Here is a 1,974-nt window from a genome sequence, read left to right as displayed (position 1 = left end):
CCATCGCTGCCATGAGTCTATTCTCCTGTCCTTAGAGAGTGTACCTGCCGAAATTACCGAGGTAACGTCGTCAATGTATTGACGTTTTATTCCCTCATTCGTGTCATGTTTATCGTTGCGCGGGTCGAATACTAACCGATTTATAGTGAGCAAGGGGGAGAATCTACCAACGAAGATCTGAAGTCGGGAGATAAGTAACGGTTTCGACTTTATCTTGCATGTCGTAACGAATTTGCATTGTTATTGGGATATGAAAATCCTCAACAGCAAACCTATCAACCCATCCCATTGACATTTTCATTACCGTTTTCGGGGGAACAGACTTATCTGGTTCACCAAAAGTATCATGCACCCATATACGAGACATATTCTTTTGCAAAGGGGATGGAAGTTCATTCGGGAAAACCCAATTTTTAATGGGTTCATGCTGGAGTCTTAACGTAATACTTTTGAGGATTTTACCTGTACGTTTGAATGACAAAAAAATACCTTCCCTTGCCATTTCTAAACTTAAATTAGGGGATCCCGGAGCACCTGTCGGTTTTGTCATGTATGGAAAAATCCCTGCCTCAAGTATTTTTTCATAAGTTTGCCCCACGTTGCGAATTAAAGTTTCTACATTTACTGTCATTTGTATAACCCCAGTTCATTATTAATCTTATGTATTTTAGAACTCGCTTCTTTTAGCTGTATGTCTGTAGCACCATGTGCTTTCAAGCCTGGCGTCTCAATATCAAAATCTTTATCTTGCAGTGGTCAAGTAATTTTGAACAGGTGTTATATGCTGATGTTCGAAAAGTATTGGAATGAAGCAGTACAGAAGTTATACCGTACTGCCTTATAATGGGAATAATGACTACCAACGCATTTCAGATGTTAGTATATAAGATACTTCTTTGACAAAATTATTTAGACCGTAGTCAATTTGCAAAGTAATCGGGATAGGTGTGTTATGCAGTTGGTATTTGTCAGCCCAACCTAACGAATGCCTCAGAACTTTTCGTGGTTCCACACTGCCTTCAGGTTTGCCCAATGTGTTTATGACCCAATCACGTGACATTTCATGTTGTAATGGTTTTGGCAAATCATTTGGAAAAAACCAATCACAGTTACTATCTCGTTGAATAAAGAGTGTAATCTCTTTAAGCGTTCTATTTTCACGTAAAAAAGATAGAAACACCCCCTCTTTTACCATGTCTAAACTTATTGTCGGGGAACCTGAGTGCCCCTTTGGTTCAGTCTTATATGGTATAAGTTTGGCCTCATATATCTCTTTGTAGCTTTTACCAAGGTATATAATCAAAGCATTAATATTTACTGTCATTAATATAGTCCCATATCTGAATTAAATTTATGTATTTTAACTCTTGCTGCTTCAATTTGTTCTTCGGTTGCACCACATTCTTTCAATGCTGGCTTAATCGCATCAATATTACTATCAGCAGCAGCTCTTAGATTTCGTGAGTCAAGTTCAATCCGCACTGCATTACGTTTTCCATAGGTTTCACTAATCTTCTGATGAACTTCCTTTGGAACAATAATTGCTGCAACTTCATCCGAGTATTTTCTCAACTGAGCACCTTTCAAAGTGGGATCTAACTTCAAAAGATAAGCCTCTACTGCTGCTCTCGATGGTATATGATCAGCCTCATACTTCCCTTGACGAGATCTGCGCACAAAATCGCTATAACGCTCAACCTCCAAAAACTCAACAGCCGGCTTGCTCAGGTATATATAAATCGGCGGAATATCCGATAGTGGCAAGATAAGAATATAATCCGCAAAATTCTTTTCTTCCGGGGCCGGAGTGGTCGTTGCGTCAATACTGCTATCTTCCGGCAACGGATCCACAACGACCGGGCTCGGCATCCTGACTGGGTTCGGGTTACCTGTATTTGCAGGAACATTGACACCTGAACTGTCGGGCGTCCAGATGAGGGTAATACGTGGCTCTTCCTCTGTGGTAAACGTATA

Annotated in this window: 3 protein-coding genes; all 3 read right to left on the bottom strand. The window is 40.2% G+C overall.

Features of this window, described 5'->3' with window-relative positions; genetic code table 11:
- Positions 1-163 precede the first annotated feature (163 nt).
- Positions 164-631, bottom strand: coding sequence for a DUF6392 family protein (locus BMX14_RS07350; protein ID WP_092674906.1), 468 nt, complete (start codon positions 629-631; stop codon positions 164-166).
- 225 nt (positions 632-856) lie between these two features.
- Positions 857-1,324: a DUF6392 family protein gene (locus tag BMX14_RS07345; protein WP_092674903.1), complete on the bottom strand. Its 468-nt coding sequence runs from the start codon at positions 1,322-1,324 to the stop codon at positions 857-859.
- Positions 1,324-1,974, bottom strand: a 651-nt coding sequence (locus tag BMX14_RS07340; RefSeq protein ID WP_177173109.1) for an S-type pyocin domain-containing protein, incomplete at its 5' end; no start/stop codon positions are given. The genes BMX14_RS07340 and BMX14_RS07345, both read right to left, overlap by 1 nt.

The sequence above is a fragment of the Rosenbergiella nectarea genome, from assembly GCF_900111105.1.
In the GTDB taxonomy this organism is placed as follows: domain Bacteria; phylum Pseudomonadota; class Gammaproteobacteria; order Enterobacterales; family Enterobacteriaceae; genus Rosenbergiella; species Rosenbergiella nectarea.
Note: the sequence above shows the minus strand (reverse complement) of the source record. Positions and strands in the feature narration are given on the sequence as shown.

Coding starts and splice junctions, on each gene's coding strand:
- BMX14_RS07350 (WP_092674906.1), bottom strand. CDS start 631: ATGACAGTAAATGTAGAAACTTTAATTCGCAACGTGGGGCAAACTTAT.
- BMX14_RS07345 (WP_092674903.1), bottom strand. CDS start 1,324: ATGACAGTAAATATTAATGCTTTGATTATATACCTTGGTAAAAGCTAC.